This is a genomic window from Stappia stellulata DSM 5886 (assembly GCF_000423705.1).
GTDB classification, from domain to species: domain Bacteria; phylum Pseudomonadota; class Alphaproteobacteria; order Rhizobiales; family Stappiaceae; genus Stappia; species Stappia stellulata.
This window is the reverse complement of record NZ_AUIM01000004.1, coordinates 1,034,177-1,050,593: the sequence shown is the minus strand read 5'-3', so window position 1 is coordinate 1,050,593 and position 16,417 is coordinate 1,034,177. Positions and strand designations below refer to the sequence as shown.

Annotated in this window: 18 protein-coding genes and 1 tRNA gene; 12 read left to right on the top strand and 7 right to left on the bottom strand. The window is 64.5% G+C overall.

The window, feature by feature from the left end; genetic code table 11:
• Positions 1-111: 111 nt before the first annotated feature.
• Positions 112-2,514, top strand: coding sequence for a patatin-like protein (locus G572_RS0105090; RefSeq protein WP_029057554.1), 2,403 nt, complete (start codon positions 112-114; stop codon positions 2,512-2,514).
• Here G572_RS0105090 and folB read toward each other — a convergent pair.
• Positions 2,491-2,859, bottom strand: coding sequence for a dihydroneopterin aldolase (gene folB / locus G572_RS0105085; RefSeq protein WP_029057553.1), 369 nt, complete (start codon positions 2,857-2,859; stop codon positions 2,491-2,493). The genes G572_RS0105090 and folB overlap by 24 nt on opposite strands.
• A 260-nt stretch (positions 2,860-3,119) precedes the next feature.
• Positions 3,120-3,833, bottom strand: a complete 714-nt coding sequence (gene lipB / locus G572_RS0105080; RefSeq protein WP_029057552.1) for a lipoyl(octanoyl) transferase LipB — start codon at positions 3,831-3,833, stop codon at positions 3,120-3,122.
• Between the two features lie 126 nt (positions 3,834-3,959).
• Between lipB and G572_RS0105075 the strand changes: the two genes are divergently transcribed.
• Positions 3,960-4,226 (top strand): FliM/FliN family flagellar motor switch protein, encoded by a 267-nt coding sequence (locus G572_RS0105075; protein ID WP_029057551.1) that lies wholly within the window; start codon positions 3,960-3,962, stop codon positions 4,224-4,226.
• Positions 4,227-4,330: 104 nt separating this feature from the next.
• Positions 4,331-4,417: transfer RNA gene (locus tag G572_RS0105070), tRNA-Leu, on the top strand.
• Between the two features lie 116 nt (positions 4,418-4,533).
• On the opposite strand, the gene G572_RS22565 is transcribed toward G572_RS0105070, so the two are convergent.
• Both G572_RS22565 and G572_RS25340 read right to left on the bottom strand, forming a co-directional pair.
• Positions 4,534-5,328: an SDR family NAD(P)-dependent oxidoreductase gene (locus G572_RS22565; protein ID WP_037545368.1), complete on the bottom strand. Its 795-nt coding sequence runs from the start codon at positions 5,326-5,328 to the stop codon at positions 4,534-4,536.
• A 35-nt stretch (positions 5,329-5,363) separates the two neighbouring features.
• Positions 5,364-5,861: a cupin domain-containing protein gene (locus G572_RS25340; protein WP_084649878.1), complete on the bottom strand. Its 498-nt coding sequence runs from the start codon at positions 5,859-5,861 to the stop codon at positions 5,364-5,366.
• 132 nt (positions 5,862-5,993) lie between these two features.
• Between G572_RS25340 and G572_RS0105055 the strand changes: the two genes are divergently transcribed.
• Together G572_RS0105055 and G572_RS26755 are read left to right on the top strand one after the other, a co-directional pair.
• Positions 5,994-6,929, top strand: coding sequence for a LysR family transcriptional regulator (locus G572_RS0105055; RefSeq protein WP_084649877.1), 936 nt, complete (start codon positions 5,994-5,996; stop codon positions 6,927-6,929).
• Between the two features lie 193 nt (positions 6,930-7,122).
• Positions 7,123-7,254 carry a hypothetical protein gene (locus tag G572_RS26755; RefSeq protein WP_281168747.1) on the top strand — a complete coding sequence of 44 codons (132 nt, stop codon included), beginning with the start codon at positions 7,123-7,125 and terminating at the stop codon, positions 7,252-7,254.
• Positions 7,255-7,448: 194 nt separating this feature from the next.
• On the opposite strand, the gene G572_RS0105045 is transcribed toward G572_RS26755, so the two are convergent.
• Positions 7,449-8,279, bottom strand: a complete 831-nt coding sequence (locus tag G572_RS0105045; RefSeq protein WP_029057548.1) for a hypothetical protein — start codon at positions 8,277-8,279, stop codon at positions 7,449-7,451.
• 669 nt (positions 8,280-8,948) lie between these two features.
• Here G572_RS0105045 and mgtE point away from each other — a divergent pair.
• The 7 genes from mgtE to G572_RS0105010 all read left to right on the top strand — a co-directional run bounded on the left by mgtE (position 8,949) and on the right by G572_RS0105010 (position 14,691).
• Positions 8,949-10,364 carry a magnesium transporter gene (mgtE, locus tag G572_RS0105040; protein WP_029057547.1) on the top strand — a complete coding sequence of 472 codons (1,416 nt, stop codon included), beginning with the start codon at positions 8,949-8,951 and terminating at the stop codon, positions 10,362-10,364.
• Positions 10,365-10,405: 41 nt separating this feature from the next.
• Positions 10,406-10,834, top strand: coding sequence for a VOC family protein (locus G572_RS0105035; protein WP_029057546.1), 429 nt, complete (start codon positions 10,406-10,408; stop codon positions 10,832-10,834).
• A 10-nt stretch (positions 10,835-10,844) separates the two neighbouring features.
• Positions 10,845-11,234, top strand: coding sequence for a fluoride efflux transporter CrcB (gene crcB / locus G572_RS0105030; protein WP_029057545.1), 390 nt, complete (start codon positions 10,845-10,847; stop codon positions 11,232-11,234).
• A gap of 111 nt (positions 11,235-11,345) precedes the next feature.
• Positions 11,346-12,356, top strand: coding sequence for an RluA family pseudouridine synthase (locus G572_RS0105025; protein ID WP_029057544.1), 1,011 nt, complete (start codon positions 11,346-11,348; stop codon positions 12,354-12,356).
• A 3-nt stretch (positions 12,357-12,359) separates the two neighbouring features.
• Positions 12,360-13,055 (top strand): HAD-IA family hydrolase, encoded by a 696-nt coding sequence (locus G572_RS0105020; RefSeq protein WP_029057543.1) that lies wholly within the window; start codon positions 12,360-12,362, stop codon positions 13,053-13,055.
• On the top strand, positions 13,055-13,840 hold the full coding sequence (locus tag G572_RS0105015) for an ATP12 family chaperone protein (protein ID WP_029057542.1): 786 nt from the start codon (positions 13,055-13,057) through the stop codon (positions 13,838-13,840). Before G572_RS0105020 ends, G572_RS0105015 begins: the two co-directional genes overlap by 1 nt.
• 128 nt (positions 13,841-13,968) lie before the next feature.
• Positions 13,969-14,691 (top strand): N-acetylmuramoyl-L-alanine amidase, encoded by a 723-nt coding sequence (locus tag G572_RS0105010; protein WP_037545362.1) that lies wholly within the window; start codon positions 13,969-13,971, stop codon positions 14,689-14,691.
• Positions 14,692-14,733: 42 nt separating this feature from the next.
• On the opposite strand, the gene G572_RS0105005 is transcribed toward G572_RS0105010, so the two are convergent.
• A complete protein-coding gene (locus G572_RS0105005) occupies positions 14,734-15,465 on the bottom strand; it encodes a proteasome-type protease (protein ID WP_029057540.1) in 732 nt (243 codons plus the stop codon).
• 110 nt (positions 15,466-15,575) lie between these two features.
• On the bottom strand, positions 15,576-16,394 hold the full coding sequence (locus tag G572_RS0105000; RefSeq protein ID WP_029057539.1) for a transglutaminase family protein: 819 nt from the start codon (positions 16,392-16,394) through the stop codon (positions 15,576-15,578).
• Positions 16,395-16,417: the final 23 nt, after the last annotated feature.

Genomic DNA, 16,417 nt, shown 5'->3' with positions numbered 1-16,417 from the left:
CGCCGGCCTGCGCCGTTTCGCAGGCGCTTGTGGGTTGCATGACGTGAAGCCCTTGCCATTTTCTGCGAAGCGGCCGAGCATTGTCGTTCCAGCACGGAGCGTGCAGCTTTCATGAAACAGATCGAATTGCGCCTGGCGCTTGTGTTGTACGGTGGCGTTTCGCTGGCCGTGCACATGCATGGAATCACGCGGGAGTTTCTCAATCTGGTGCGGGCGTCCCGGCGGACGGAGGTCCGGCTGGACCTCGGGACGACGAACGAAGCGGGAAGCCCGGTCACCGCCGCCTATGAGGCGTTTCTCGACCTTTTCGCCCCGAAACTCGATTTGCGTGTGGTCATCGATGTGATTTCGGGTGCTTCCGCCGGTGGCGTCAACGGCGTGATGCTGGCGCGCGCGCTGGCGCATAACCTCTCGCTCGACGGCCACCGCGACCTCTGGCTCGAGAACGCCGACGTCACGCGTCTCGCCAATGAACCGGTCGGATTGACGCGCTATCTCAAGGGGTCGATCGCGCCGGTGCTGGACCGGCTGGTGACCATGGCGCTCAAGTCCGAGCTGGATGACGGCGAAACGCGCGGCAAGCTGCGTCGCCTCATGCAGTCGCGCTGGTTCACACCGCCCTTTTCCGGCGCGCGTTATGTGGGATGGATGCTCGATGCCTGCCACACCATGCGTCCCGGCGACGGGGAGGGCGGTCCCGCAACCCTCGTGCCGCAGGGCCAGCGGCTCGATCTGCTCGTGACCGTCACGGATTTTTACGGCGCCAAGCAGCGCTTCGCCATCCACGATCCCGTCGAGGTTGAGGAAAGGGAACACCGTCTGATCCTGCGCTATGCCGCCACCTGTCGCGGCAATGGTGAGCTGCAGTCGGATTTCGGCGATGGCGCCATCCCCTCCCTCGTGTTCTCCGCGCGCGCCACCTCGGCCTTTCCCGGTGCCTTTCCGCCAATGATGCTGGGTGAAATGGACCAGGTTCTCGAGGCAAGGGGGGAAAGCTGGGCGCAGCGCGACAGCTTTTGCCGGCGCGCGTTCGGCGCGGCGGACGCGGCGGCGGAGGCGCGCGTTTTCGTCGATGGCAGCGTTGTCATGAACAAGCCGTTCCAGCCGTTGCTCGAGGCGATTGCCGGGCGCGCCGCGGGCCGGGAGGTCGTTCGCAAGATCGTCTATGTCGACCCCAAACCCGAGGAGGTGTCCGCGCCGGAGGATGACACGCCGGACGCGCAGCTCCCTGGGTTCTTCCGTGTCATTCTGGCGTCGCTTGCCCATATCCCGCGCAATGAGCCGATCGGCGATGCGCTCGAACAGGTCGCGGAGCACAACCGGGAGGTCCGGCGGATCGCCGAGGTGATCTCCGCCGCCGAACCGCTGGTGGAAAGCGAGGTTCGCGCGATCCTCGGGCCAGAGCTGCTTCATCCGCTGACCACGCAGGAACTGACCCGCTGCCGGACGATGGCCAATGAGCGGGCGCATCTCACCGCCGGCTACGCCTATCGCGGCTATCAGCGGCTGAAGCTTTCCGGCGTGGTCGAGCGGGTCGCGGATCTGTGCGCGCGGGTTCTGAAGGGCGAGCCGGGCGGTGCCCCCGAACCCGCCAGGGCGGGCGGCGGCGGTCAGGCGTCCGCGATTGCGCTTCGCCTCGACGCGTGGCTTGCCACCGCCTTGCACGCAGGCGCTGAAACTTCGGTCACGCCGGAGCCGGTCATCCGTTTCCTGCGTGGGCTGGATGTCGACTATCGCATTCGCCGTCTCCGTTTCGTGATCCGCCGGCTCAACCGGCTCTACCGGCTCGCGGAGAACCGTGCCGGGGTCAGGGCGGACGAGATGGATGAGTTGAAGTCGACGCTTTACCAGCAGATCGACCATCTCTCGCGTCGCTGGAGCGCGGAGTTTTATGGCGAGGAAACGCGGCGCCTCGTCGAACAGCTGCTGGAAACCCCCGCGGCCGACCCGCAGGCGGGTGACGCTCTGGTCGCGGGGTTGTCGGCGCGCATGGGGCTTTCCGATCTCGACGCGCTTGCCGACGATGTCTTCTCGATGATGACGCTCAACTATCTGCCGCAATCGCTGCATCTGGCGCTGACCGGCGCCTATGTCGGCTTCGCCTTCTACGATCTCGTAACCTTGCCCGTTCTGCGGGGCACGGCGATTGCGGAACACAACGAGATCCAGGTCGACCGCATCAGTCCGGCCGATTCGCACAGCTTGCGGCGCGAGGGAATCGCCCTGAAGGGACGCAGCCTGAATGCCTTTGGCGCGTTCTTCAATCGCGGCTGGCGCGAGCATGACTATTTGTGGGGGCGCCTGACGGCGGCGGACCGTTTGATGACGATGGCACTTCAGGCGGCCGAGCCCGTGGTGCGCGTCGCCGAGGAGCGGGTGCGTGCGGCGAGGCGGGGCGTGTTTCTCGCCATCCTGGAGGAGGAACGCGAACGGCTCAACGCGGATCCCGCGTTGGTCCCGGGGGTGTTGCGGGAGGTGGAGGAGACGTTCTCAGACGTTCGCGCGGGCGCGTGAGATCTCGACGCTGACGCGTCCGCTCGCGATGGGAAGCGGGGCGCCGGGCTTGTGGACCCGAACGCGCACCGCCGCGATGCGGGCATCGCAGTCCAGCACAGCGTCGGTAATCGCTCCCGCCAGCCGCTCGATGAGCTGAAACCGGGAGGTGGTCACCACTCGTTCCACTGTTTCGGTCAATAGGCCGTAGCAGACCGTGTCTTCGTAGCGGTCGGACGCGGACACTGTCGTCAGGTCCAGGTGACAGGTCAGATCGACCTGGAAGCGCTGGCCGAGCCGCGCTTCTTCCGCATGAACGCCGTGGTAGGCGTAAAAGGCCAGATCTTGAAGGTGGATTGCATCCATGACGGGTTGGGTCCGGTTCGGCGGCGGCGCTCCATAGCGCTGCGCCCGCCATCTAGCAGTCGGGGTGCGGGTGCCGCAACCGCGAACTGGCCGCGATCACCGGCGCGAGCGCTGCACTTCTCCGGCACGCTGTGCCGGCACCTCGAGGCGAAAGTCCGGACATCGACCGTCGTCGGACCGGATCTGCATGACGCCGGCGCCTCCCGGCTTGTTCCAAAGCCAGGTCGCCCGATTCGCGCAAGGGGGGACAATCGGCGCCCTTACGGGGCTGCCACGGAAACCGTCGGGCCGAAAAGCGCCTCGAAGGTGTGTCTGAGCGTCAGGTCGACATCGGCGAGCGTCACGGGCAGGCCGAGATCGACGAGACTGGTGACACCGTGCCGGGTGACACCGCAGGGCACAATGCCGGCGAAATGGTCAAGCTCCGGCTCCACGTTCAGCGCCATCCCGTGAAAGCTGACCCATTTGCGCATGCGGATACCGATGGCGGCGATCTTGTCCTCCCGGTCCTCGCCCTGGTCCGGGCGGCGCACCCAGACGCCAACGCGGTCCTCGCGCCGTTCGCCGCGCACGTGGTGCTCCCACAGCGCGGAGATCAGCCAGTCCTCCAGTGCCGCGACGAAGGCACGGACATCCGCGTTGCGCCGCTTGAGGTCGAGCATGACATAGACCACGCGTTGCCCCGGACCGTGATAGGTGTATTGCCCGCCGCGCCCGGTCTTGTGGACGGGAAACCGGTCGGGGGTCAGCAGATCGCTCGTGTTCGCGCTGGTGCCGGCGGTATAGAGCGGGGGGTGTTCCAGCAGCCAGATACGCTCCGCCAGCGTGCCGTCGGCGATGCCGCCGACGCGGCGTTCCATCTCGGCAATGGCGGTGTCATAGGGAATCAGGCGGTCGCTGACCGCCCATTCGACCGGCGGGCAGTCGGGCGTTGCCGGATGGAAACCCTTAAGGATCTGCCCGCGTTCTGTCATTTTGCAAGTCCGTTAGCGGTTTGTTAACCATGACGCGCCCAAGGTCAGCGTGGGCGTCATCCGCGCCCCCGTCATTTAGAGTGAATACCCTGGCAATGCCATCCCTGTTCGAGGCCGGACGCTTTCATGGGCATCTTCGACGATATCTCCATCGACATTTCCGTGGTTCTGGGAACGGCGGAAATGCCGATCCACCAGCTGCTTCGCATGGGCCGCGGCGCTGTCATCGAACTGATGTCGCGCGAGGAGGACGATGTGAAAATCCTGGCGAACAACATTCCCATCGCCAAGGGGCAGGTGGTCCTGCAGGGCGAGCGTGTCGGTGTGTCCGTGACCGAAGTGCTGATCCGTCCGCCGGAAGCACGGCCGGTGCGCGCCGCAGGGCCGGTTTGAGCCTCCGGAAACGCAAGGCTGTGAATATCCTCTCGCAATTCGCTTGCGCAGCAAAAACCGATTTGCTAGACGAAGGCTCCGCAGCGCGATGGGTTGCGGAACAAGCGGTCGTGGCGGAATTGGTAGACGCGCAGCGTTGAGGTCGCTGTGGGGTAAAACCCGTGGAAGTTCGAGTCTTCTCGACCGCACCAAAAAAAAGACCCGGTCTTCGGACCGGGTTTTTTTGTGTCCGCAAGCAGCGGATCGCTCCGAGTTGATGCGACGCAGGTCATTGTCGCGCAGGGGCGGGCCCTGCGCGACAATGCGGTTACAGAGCAGCGGCCGGGTAGACCGGTCCCTGTGCCACGATAAAGCCGCCATCGACGACCAGCGTTTCGCCACTGATGAAACTCGCCTCGTCGCTGGCGAGGAAGAGAGCTGCCGCGGCAACCTCCTCCGGCCGTCCGAAGCGGGCCAGAGGCGTCCCGCGGGTGACGCCCTCGACATAGGTTGTCGAAGTCATCAGCGGCTGGGTCATCGCCGTCTCGATCGAACCCGGCAGAACGGCATTGCAGCGAATGTTGCGATGACCGAACTGATAGGCGATCGATCGGGTCAGACCGACAACAGCGGCTTTGGCGGCCGTGTAGCCGGCAACCGGGCCGGCTCCGGGAGGCCCGCCCCCCATGACGGCCGCGATGGACGCCTGGGTGACGATTGCGCCGCCGCTGGCCGGCATCAGCGCGACCGCTTCGCGACAGCACATCCATGTGCCGTCGACATTCACGCGGAACACCTGCTCCCAAGCCTCCCGCGTTTGCTCGGTGATCCCGCCGATTGCACCGGAGATGCCGGCGTTCGTGTACAGGATGTCGAGCCGCCCCTCGTGATCGCGAATGTCGCGAAACAAAGCGCCGACCTGCATTTCATCCGATACGTCGCAGGAAATGGCGCGCGCGGACCCGCCGGCCGCCGCGATTTCGCGGCAGAGATCCTCAACTGCGGCTGCATCGAGGTCGGAGGCGATGACATGCGCGCCCTCGCGGGCGAAGAGACAGGCACTTGAGCGGCCGATCCCGTTTGCCGCGCCGGTGATCAGCGCGATCTTTCCGTTCAGTCTCATTGTGTGATCCAGTTCTTTCGGAAGGGGCTGGCGGATCAGGTCCGCGGCACATCCTCCAGATGGGCGAAGGCGTTGTTTTCGCGGACGCGGTCGATCATCCAGTCGACATCGACCAGGCCGGCAATGGAATCGTCTTCGTTCAGACCGACCACCGCGCCGTACATGAAGCCGAGCAAAGTGCAGCCGTCGGGATGGATTTGCGGCGTATGCGAAACGCCGCCTGCTTCAACCATGAACTGGCCGGCGCGAATCGTGCCGTGCTCGTAGGAAAAGCCGCCTTCGAGGATAAAGGCGTTCGCAGCGCCCATATGCTTGTGTTTCACCGCAGGCGCTTCCGGCGAGATGCGAAGCAGGATTACGGTGTAGGAGCGATTGCGGTCATAATCGAGCAGCTTGAACTCGGTGCCGGGCAACGCCCATTCGGTCCAGGGAATGTGTTCCGCGCGCACGAGCGTCGAGCCGTCGGCGAAGTATTGGTGCTGCGTCGGGGCGGCGGGAATTTCCGTCATTTTCTCTGGTGTATAGGTGTTCATGTTTTTCCTCCGGTAGGTTCAAGCCATTGACAGGGCGTTTTTTTCTTCGCCCCCTTCAAATGCTATTGTCGTACAAACCCTGGTGGAAATACTCTCTGGGTATATCGCGATACCGGGGAGGAACCTGAGTCGATGCGTCCAACACTTGAGCAATTGCGCCAGTTTGTCGCGCTTGACGATCTTCGCAATTTCACCCGTGCCGCCGCGCTATGCGGCATTTCGCAGCCGCCGTTCTCGCGCAGCATCCGCCGGCTTGAGGAGGTGGCGGGTCTGGCGTTGGTGGCGCGCGAACAGGGCGGTGTCGAATTGACGCCCGCGGGTGTGGAACTCGCGAGCCGCGCGCGCGGCATCATCGCCGATCTCGACGACGCGTTGCACCTTGTCCGCGCAATGTCGACAGGACGGCGGCGCATTCGCATCGGCTTCCTTGAGTATGTCTACGCGTTGATCGAACCGCTCGGCCTGGACACCTGCGCGCACCTGTTTTCCGATCGCATTCTCGAGCCGGTCGACCTGGGCGACCTGCGGCCCGATCAGGCGGTGCTGTCGGGGGAACTGGATCTGGCCTTCGCGGCCGGATGCGACGGAGAAGGACATTGGGCACCCGGGGTCTCGGCGACGACCCTTTTCACGGAGCCCATGGCTGCGATGCTGAGATCCGATCATGCCGCAGCGGGCATGCGCGAGGTTTCCCTGTCCGGGCTTGCAGGCGACTCTCTCGTTGCATTCGATCGCGGGCATGCGCCGTTTCTCTACGATCGTCTGGCGAAGGCGCTGGAGCGGTCGGGCGGACGGGCACCGCTCGCTCTTCACGTCGCCACTCTGGAAAGCATGGTCAACGCCATCCGGGCAAACGGTGCGGTCGGCCTCGTGCCCGCATCCGTGAGGCAAAGACCCTTGCGTGACATCTCGGTCGTGCCCTTCGCCGAGGCGGACGGTCCGCACATCAGTCTGATGCTGTTGTGGCGACAGTGCGAAACACAACCTTCGTATCGTTCGTTCGGCGCCTGGATGCGACAGGCGATCCTCAGTCGGGAGGGACTTTCCGAAAAGCTTGCGCCGGCGTGACGTCAACGCAAGGCAACCACAGGCGGGGCCTACGCGTTGTGTCGACGTGAACTGTTGTTCTGCCTTTTTTTGAAATCCTGTGCTGCGCGCATTCCGTAACACACTGAGGAGTGGTTGACCGGCTTGTTCAGCCAACCGTTTCTTGGCCGTGCAGCATCGGTCGAGACGCACTCAAACCCGAAAGGAGCGTGCGATGCCAGTCGAAAAGAAAAAGGTCAGCGCCCGACAGGGGAACACCAACAAGACCAATGCGCGTGTTCTCGCGATCTCGCTCGGCCTTGGCGTGGTGGTTCTTGTTGCCGTGACTTTCTGGTTCGTCTTCTAGGGTTGGATCCATGGTTTGACGCGCAACCGGCGCCAGACCGGACGGGCAGGGCAATTGCCGCGCCGGCGTCGCAAGCGGGCCCGGCCAGGCCCGTCGATGAGGTCGCTGGTCCGATGCGGTTCCTGTTTGGGGCAGAGCGCTCGTGTCCGCGGCCCTGTTGGATTGCCTGATGGCGCGAAAGCGAAATCTCGCGCCTATCTCACGTCGAGTGCGAAAGTCCGTTCGAAGGCGGCGCAGCGTTCATGGGCGGCGCATGCGGCATCCAGCCCGCGCGTCTCCAGAAGGGATGCGGCGTTGCCGCCATCGGTCTTGATGACGTCGGCCATCCGTCGGGCAAGATCGAGGCTGTAGGCCTCTTCGACGCCCTCGATGGTGGCGCAATGGTCCGGCGTGCCTCCCAAGGGCGAGGCAATACACCGATTGGCAAAGGCGAGCCAGTCGCCGGCGCCCTCGTTGATGACCTGGATATAGTCGGTGAGAAAAGTGGACGTCGCCAAAGCATCCGTTCGGCTGAGATTGTACTTGCCCACCCGCATGGCAATCTTGATGTCCTTGGGATAGTCGCCTTCCTCCTTGAGCACGAACTCGCTTGTGCAGCAGCTCACAGAGGTGGATCGCCGCAAGGCCTGGATCTCTTCCGGCTCGATCCAGGCCATTGAAACGAAGCGCGGTTCCCCTGCGAGTGCCGCGGCCCACTGGACATTGCGCTCGGATCCGAAGGCCACCGTGTCGCCGCGCATGCCGGCACTGGTGAAACCCACCCAGACGCCGAGCGCGACGAGCGCCACCATGGCCGCGCTGCCCCCGCGCCATTTGCGAAGCACAAACAGGAGGATTGCCACGGCGAGCAGAAGCCAGGCCAGATATTGCAGCCAGGCCATGCCGTTGTCCGCCAGATGGCCGAAGCTGTCCACCAGATAGAGAACGGCCTGAACCGGGGCGCTGAAGATGGTGAGCACGATGCCGAGCACGACCATGCCGGCTATGATCTTGGCCGCGTCGTAGAGATTGATGCCGATAACCATTCTATTCTCTCTTTTTCATCGTGCCGACGTCGAGTGCATCCCGGGTGTGCCCTACGTGAGAAGCCCCTTCGGATACGGTCCTTGAAGCTTTTCATGGTGACACTTGCCGCATGTTTGCCTGTCGCGCAGATTGGCCCGCATTTCTTAAGGGTGGCTAAATCGCTGCGGCATGCCGAGCGGTCCGGGTGTCGATCGCATAGAGTAGGGCGGGGCGTGTCCCGCGCGACCTGTTCCGGCGAGTGGGGGCGTGGGCGGCAGGTCGGAAGAAGAGCACTCTGCAGGGCTTGCAAAAAGCGCACTGTGTGCGTATCTTGCGGTGTCGAAACGGTCGCGTTGCCAGCCGGTTCATCGTCTTCGCGCCAGCCGCCTTTCGCATGTGCGAGGGTGGGTGAACTCCAGGTTGCGCATATGATCGCAGCCGGGCGGGTCCCTGTGTCATGGCGCGGGAAATCCAGCTGGTTTTCGGGCCGCGCCCACAGGATTTCGCGCGGCGGACGTTGGTGCCGCACCGTCTTTGCCCTAAGACTGTTGGGGGATGCGTGCCACGGATCATGTGCACCCTACAGGCGGTGCTGCAGGCCCCTGCAGAACGTGACGAGCGTAAGCGCGTGACGGTCTCGCAAGACTGCAATCTCGCAAGACTGCAACGGACCAACCAGGGAGGGGATCGTGTCGGACGCCGAAACAGTCGAACCAGTCGATCCCGCATTGGAACTCCCGCCGGTCCGTGACGAAGAGGGACGGATCTCCGCCGGTTTCCTGGCGCTGATCGAGGCCGGAATCGAGGCCGAGGACGCCGCCGCGCTCATCGGTCTCGTCGGCGACCTGCACGAAGCGGATGTCGCCGATCTGATCGAGTCTATGGATGGCGACAGCCGGGGGCCGTTCGTGCGGCTGCTCGGCGACGAGTTCGATTTCGCCACCCTGACGGAACTCGACGAGGCGGTCCGCCTCAAGATCCTGGAAGAGCTGCCGGCGAAGACGCTGGCGGAGGGCATCGGCGAGCTCGATTCCGACGATGCCGTCTATATTCTGGAGGATCTCAGCGAGGACGAGCAGGCCGCGATCCTGCAGCGGCTCTCGCATACCGACCGCGTCCAGCTCCAGCGCTCCCTCGACTATCCGGAAGAATCCGCCGGCCGTCTCATGCAGACGGATTTCATCGCGGTGCCGCCGTTCTGGAGCGTCGGTCAGACCATCGACTACATGCGCGAGGCGGAAGACCTTCCGGAAACGTTCCACGAGATCTTCGTGGTCGATCCGGGCTTCCGGCTGATCGGGTCGATACCGCTCGACAAGCTGCTGCGCACCAAGCGGGCGACCAAGGTCTCCGCGATCATGGAGGAGGACGTCCACCCCTTCGAGGCGACGGAGGACCGCGAGGAGGTGGCGCGCTCCTTCGAGCGTTACAACATGGTCTCTGCCGGTGTGGTCGACGATGCCGGCCGGCTGGTCGGCATGGTGATGATCGACGATATCGTCGACGTCATCCAGGAGGAGGCGGAAGAGGATCTGCGCGGCCTGGCGGGCCTTGGCGACGAGGAGATTTCGGATGCGGTGTTCGTCACCGCCAAGTCCCGTTTCACCTGGCTGGTGGTCAACCTTGCGACGGCGGTGCTCGCCTCCGTGGTGATCTCGCTGTTCGAGGGCACCATCGAGGCAATGGTCGCGCTTGCCGTGTTGATGCCCATCGTCGCTTCCATGGGCGGCAATGCCGGCACCCAGACGATGACGGTCGCCGTGCGCGCGCTGGCAACCCAGGAGCTCGACGCCCGCAACATGTGGCGGGTGTTGCGCAGGGAGGTGCTCGTCAGCCTGCTGAACGGTGTCGCGCTGGCGTTCCTGATCGGCATGGCCGCCACCTGGTGGTTCGACAATGCCGGCCTCGGCACGGTGATCGGCGTGGCCATCGTCATCAACATGATGTCGGCGGGCCTGTCGGGCCTTCTCATCCCGGTCGTTCTGGAAAAGGTCGGGGTCGATCCGGCCATTGCCTCCAGCGTCTTCGTCACGACGGTGACGGACATCGTCGGTTTCTTCGCCTTCCTGTGGATCGCGGCGCTGTGGTTCGGCCTGCCGATCTGAGGGAAAACGGACCACGCAAGAAAGCCAAAGGGAGCGTCACGATGGCAAACTCTCTCCGGGTGCGGGGCATCCTGGAAACCTCGGTCTATGTGGACGATCTCGACCGGGCCCATGCGTTCTACGGCGATATTCTCGGTCTGGAGCGCATGGTGAGCGGGGATCGACTGAGCGCCTATGACGCGGCGCCCGGAGAAACCTTGCTCGTCTTTTTGCGCGGCGCGACCTCGCAAGACGTTCCCACCAGCGGCGGGCTGGTTCCCGGCCATCACAGCGAGGGGCCGAGCCATTTCGCCTTCAAGGTCGCAAAGGCCGATCTGAATGCCTGGCGGGCGCATTTCGCGCAAGCCGGCGTTTCGATTGTCAGCGAGGTCACTTGGCCGGCCGGTGGCGTCTCGCTCTATGTGAATGACCCCGACGGCAATGTCGTGGAGTTCGCGGCCCCCGCGCTTTGGCCGAACTACAGGGAGTAACGGCGCCGCGATGACCCATTTCCTTCTCGTTGCGCTGGGCGGCGCGCTTGGCGCGGGCAGCCGGCATCTGGTCAACCAGGCGGCGCTGCGCGTCTTCGGTCCCGGGTTTCCGGTCGGTACGCTGACGGTCAATGTGCTTGGGTCGCTGGCCATGGGGCTTGTGATCGGCTGGCTCGCCGCGCGGGCCAGTGCCGGGGGCGCGGGGGCCGGACTGCGGCTTTTTCTCGCGACCGGCGTTCTGGGCGGGTTCACGACGTTTTCCGCCTTTTCCCTCGATGTCGTTTTCCTGTGGGAGCGGGGCCAGCAGATGGCCGCGCTCGGCTATGCGGCGGTTTCGGTGGCGGTCTCCATCGCGGCGCTTCTCGCCGGACTGTGGGCGATGCGCACATTGATGACGTGAGCGGACATGCGGGAATGCTTGCCCTGCCGCGCGCGGCGGATTAGGTAGGGCAAAATCCCCACGCCTTCCGCGCAGTGCCGCGTAAGCTGGCGGAAGCGATCAGGAAAGCCAATGTCCGGAATAGAACAACGAACCGTCACCGCGGATGAGGCCGGCATGCGCCTCGACCGGTGGTTCAAGACGCATTTTCCGGGGCTCGGCTTCGGCCATCTGCAAAAGCTGTTGCGCACCGGGCAGGTGCGCGTCGACGGCAAGCGCGTGGACACCTCCACCCGCATTGCAACGGGGCAGGTCGTGCGCATTCCGCCGATGCAGGTCGACGCCAAGGTCCAGGCCAAGGACAGCGCCAACGCCAAGCCGAAGGCGCGCAAGCTCGTTGCCGGCGACCGCGAGGCGGTCGAGGCGATGACGGTCTATGAGGATCGCGAGGTGATGGTGCTGAACAAGCCGGCGGGGCTTGCGGTGCAGGGCGGTTCCGGCCTGACGCGTCATCTCGACGGCATGCTGGAGGCCTTTCGCGACGCCAAGGGCGAGAAGCCGCGCCTCGTACACCGGCTGGACCGGGAAACCTCCGGCATCCTGCTGCTTGCAAAGACCCGCAAGGCGGCGCAGTCGCTGTCGAAATCCTTCCGCGCGCGCCAGACCCGCAAGATCTACTGGGCGTTGGTCGCCGGCGTGCCGAAGCCGCGCCAGGGGCGGATCTCGACCTATCTCGCCCGCGACGATGACGAGGAGCGCATGCGCATCGCCCGCCACGGCGAAGCGGACGCGCAGCATTCCGTCTCGCTCTATTCGGTGGTGGAAAATGCCGGACCGAAGGTGTCGTGGGTAAGCTTGCGCCCGATCACGGGCCGCACGCACCAGCTGCGCGCCCACACGGCGCATGTCGGTCATCCGATCATCGGCGATCCGAAGTATTTCAACATCGAGAACTTCGAGTTCCCGGGCGGCCTGCAAAACAAGCTGCATCTGCACGCGCGCCGCATCGTCATTCCGCATCCGTCGGGGCGCGGGTCCATCGATGTCTCCGCGCCGCTGCCAGCCCACATGCAGCAAAGCTGGAACTTGCTCGGTTTCGACGCCTCCCAATACGACCCCGAAACAAACGATCCGGAGGATTGAGCCCTGTATCTGGTCATTTTCGATTGTGACGGGACGCTGATCGACAGCCAGGACACGATCCTGCACGGGCTGAGCGTGGGGTTCGAGGCGGTGGGGCTTACGCCGCCGGACCGGCGCACGGGTCTGTCTATCGTCGGACTTTCCCTCGATGTCGCCTTCAAGCGGCTTGTCGCGCCCGAGCACGCGCATCTCGTGCCTGCGATGGCGGATGCCTATCGCCAGGCCAAGGTCGAGCGCCGGCTCGCCGGGCTCGATCACGATCCGCTTTATCCAGGCGCGCGCGCCGTGCTCGACGCGCTGCATGCGCGCGAGGACGTGTTGCTCGGCGTGGCGACCGGAAAAGCCCTGCGTGGCGTGCGCCACATGCAGGAGATGCATGGCCTGGAGCAGATGTTCGTCACTATCCAGACGGCGGACAGCGCTCCGTCCAAGCCTCACCCGGGAATGATCCTGCAGGCGATGGCCGAAACGGGCGCGCAGGCCGACAAGACGGTGATGATCGGGGACACGACGTTCGATATCGACATGGCGCGCGCCGCTGGCGTGGCGTCCGTCGGGGTGACCTGGGGCTATCATTCGCGCGAGATGCTCGTGGCGAGCGGGGCCGGACGCATCATCGATCGTTTTGGCGAGCTTCAGGGCGCGCTGGCCGAGACGTTCGGGCTCGATCTGTTTGCCGCAGAAAGGGACATTGCCTGATGCGCGATCTGCTGGAAGAGCTGGAAGCGGGCGGCGGGGCCCTTGATCCCGTGGAACGCGCGAAGACGCTGTCTCGCAAGCAGCTGCCCAAGCGCTTTTACACCGTCGTGTCGGTGGATGCCGGAGCCGACGGCTTTTCCGTTCTGCTCGACGGGCGTCCGGTCAAGACCGCTCAGCGCGGCCGGCTGGTTCTGCCCGACGAGGGCCTCGCGCGCCGGGTCGCGGAGGAATGGGACGCGCAGGAAACCGAAATCGATCCGCTGCGCATGCCGCTGACGCGGATCGCGAATGTTGCGATCGATGCCGTGTCGAACCGCATGCCGGAGGTCGCCGACGACGTCGCCAAATACGCCGGAAACGATCTGCTGTTCTACCGCGCGGAAACGCCGGACACGCTGGTCCAGCGCCAGAACGACCAATGGGGCGCCGTGCTTGGCTGGGCGGAGGCGCGCTACGCCGGCCGCTTCGTGCTGGCCGAGGGCATCATGCCGGTGCGTCAGGATCCCGCAGTGATCGCGCGCATTCGCGAAAGGCTGGAACCGGCCTCGCCGCTGTGGCTTGCCGCGCTTCATGTCGCGACCACGCTGACCGGCTCCGCGTTGCTGTCGCTGGCGTTGGCGCATGAGGCCTTCGATCCGGAGACGATCTGGCGGGCCGCGCATCTCGATGAGGACTGGAACATCGAGCAATGGGGCGCCGACGAAGAGGCGCTGCGCACCCGCGCGCTGCGCAGGCGCGACTTCGATGCGGCCGCCTTCGTCCTGTCGGTGACGCGCGAGAAGTGATCATCGGCCCCTGTCTCCAGGTTTTTCGCGACAGGTCTCGTTGGCGCGGCTGGATGTCTCGTCATTTGTTTGATTGTTGGATTGGAAAATACGCGCCATAATTGCGTCTTGCGATGGGGAGACGCAAGATGGCCGATATTGCAGAGATCGAGCGCCGCATTCTGGCGGGTGAAGACATTTCCTATGAGGACTACCAGGCCATCCGCGCCGAGCGGGAGCGGCTGAACGATCTGGAAGAGATCCTGCTTGGCAAGCGGGCGGGGGTCGAGGTGGAAAAGGAGATCGTGGCACGGGCCACGGGTCCGGCGGTCGCCATTGTCGTCGGGCACACCAAGAACAGTCCCGGCGCCTCGGGCGGGGCGCCGATCCACAAGAACGAGTATCCCTGGAACAAGGATCTTGCCGCAATGGTGCATCAGGCCTGCATGTCCCGTGGCGTGCAGAGCAAGATCTTCTTTCGTGACGGGATCGGCATCAGCGGCGCTTACAAGCAGGTCGCCAAATGGGGCGCGAGCTGTGTGATGGAGTTGCATTTCAACGCCTACAACGGCGCAGCACACGGCACGGAAACGCTTTATGACGAGGACAAGAATGCCGGTTCCAAGGCCTGGGCACAACGGCTGCAGGACGCGATGCTGGGTGCGCTCGGGCTCTACGACCGCGGGCTGAAGGAACGCGACAAGGGCGATCGCGGCTATGGCAGCGTGTCGGCGCTCGACATTCCTTCCGCGCTTACGGAACCGTTTTTCGGCGACAAGGCGAGTGATGCGCATGTCGGCGAAGCCAACAAGCAGGAGCTTGCGGAGGCACTCGCTGCGGCGGCGGCCGCGCAATTGGCGCCGCCCTCGTAGAGGGGCCGCCGCCGCGTTGGTTTCGCGTTTGGGGGCGTGGCGTCAGATCTCGAAGTCGGGGATCTCGGCGACTGCGTCGCGGAGCTTTTCGGACCACATGCGCGACATATCCGCGAAATATCGGTCGGTTTCCTCGATCCGCGTCTGGCGATGGGCCGAGAAGCTGTCGGTGTTGTAGAGCAGCATGTCGATCGGCATGCCGACGGACAGGTTCGACCGCAGCGTCGAGTTGAACGACAGGAGCACCAGTTTCGCCGCCTGGCCAAGGCGCATGTCGGCCTGGGTCACCCGGTCGAGGATCGGCTTGCCGTATTTGTGCTCGCCGATCTGCAGGAAGGGCGTGTCGTGCGAGGCCTCGATGAAATTGCCGGCGGAGTAGATCTGGAACAGCCGCGGGGTCTCGCCCTTGATCTGGCCGCCCAGCAGGAAGGTCACGCTGAAGCTTTCGGAATTGGCGGCAAGCGCATCGCCGTCGATGGCGCGCACATCGCGCATGACGCTGCCGACGAGGCGCGCGGCCTGGAACATCGTCTCGACCGAGAACAGCGTCGGGCGGGTGGGGTCGTCGCTTTCCAGCCGCTCCGACAAGAGGCTCACCACGGACTGGGTGATGGCGAGATTGCCGGCGGACATCAGGCTGATCACCCGCTCGCCGGGCTTTTCCCAGACATTCAGCTTTTTGAAGGTTGCGACATTGTCGAGCCCGGCATTCGTGCGGGTATCGGCGGCCATCACAAGGCCGCGGTCGAGTTTGAGGCCCACGCAGTACGTCATGTTGCACCGTTTGACACGCACCGTGGCAACGGGTTGCCGCAGTGCGAACTGATTCCCTTATGGGACGTTGTGACGGATATGACCGCGTTCCGGGGACCGGAGCAACGGTTTCATTGTTGCTGAGATTGCGCCGATTCCTGCAGGACCGCCACCTCGACCGACATGGCCTCGTCGCCATTTCCCCGTCGAACGCCGCGAATGGGCGCGGCGGAACGCGAATCCAGACCGCAGGTCAGGCGGATGTAGCGCTCCGTCGGGCACATGCCGTTGGAAACGTCGAACCCGACCCAGCCGAGCGAGGGAAGCTTGACCTCGGCCCAGGCGTGATGGGCCTCGGAATCCTGCTCGTCCCCCATCAGCATGTAGCCTGAGACATAGCGGGCGGGAACGCCGATGCTGCGTGCCGCACTGATGAAAATATGTGCATGATCCTGGCAGACCCCGAGGCCGGACGAGAGTGCCTCGGCTGCGGTCGTATGGACTTCGGTGACGCCCGTTTGATAGCCGACCTTGTCGCGAATGGCATGCATCAGCTCGTGAAATCCGGCAATGTCGTCGGTGTTCTCGGCGATGGCGCCGAGACGCCGGATCGATGCATTCGTCTGGGTGAGGGGCGTGAAGCGTCGGAACACGCCATCCGGTGCGGCATAGGGAAACGCCCCGACGATCCCGGCCGTGTCACTCGTCTCAACCATCCCCTCGACGGCGACTGTGAGTTCGGTCACGGGGCCGCGATGGCTGACGAGATCGACGCGGTTCCCGAATGCGTCTGTGTAGTGCGCTCCGCGTTCCAGGCCCGGAACGCTTACCGACCAGGACAGGATCTTCTGGCCCTTGTGGGTATGGGGAACGAGCCGCAATTGCTGGATCATGTGAGCGATCGGCTGCTCGTAGGCATAGCGGGTGACGTGTTTCACGACGAGGCGCATGGGCCGTCGGCCTCCGTTGGTCG